This window comes from Mesorhizobium sp. WSM4844, from assembly GCF_055811775.1.
This window is the reverse complement of the sequence record NZ_JBVVQB010000191.1, coordinates 1-497: the sequence shown is the minus strand read 5'-3', so window position 1 is coordinate 497 and position 497 is coordinate 1. Positions and strand designations below refer to the sequence as shown.

The 497-nt window shown below is 57.7% G+C and carries 1 protein-coding gene; it reads left to right on the top strand.

Translation table 11 applies throughout. The features are described from left to right. Positions 1-57: 57 nt before the first annotated feature. The coding region (locus AC0L2A_RS36380; RefSeq protein ID WP_473613005.1) for an aminotransferase class III-fold pyridoxal phosphate-dependent enzyme at positions 58-497 on the top strand (440 nt) is incomplete at its 3' end.

Here is a 497-nt window from a genome sequence, read left to right as displayed (position 1 = left end):
ATCCAGGCAGGAGTCGGTCGCGCAGGCAGTTTCTTCAGTTTCGAAGCAGCTGCAATTGTGCCGGACATCGTTACCCTGTCCAAGTCCCTGTCGGCAATCGGAACCCCAATGGCCCTTATCCTCATCAAGCCTCAACTTGATGTCTGGGCGCCGGGTGCGCACACCGGGACCTTCAGAGGCAACAACTATGCTTTCGTCACTGCTCGTGCGGCTCTTGAGACTTACTGGTCGGACTCCAAATTCGAGGATGAGATCGCTCGCAAGTCTGCGATCTTGACTGAAGAACTCAAATCGATCGCAGAGGACTTCCCCGCTCTCGGCCTGAGCGTACGAGGCCGCGGATTGATGTATGGGCTCGTCTCTCCGAAGCACCACTCCTTGCCGGGTCTCGTGTCCCAGGAGGCTTTTCGTCGCGGCTTGGTGATCGAGATCGCCGGCTCGTACGGTGAGGTGCTTAAGTTCATGACTGCCCTCACCATCACGGAAACCGACCTGCG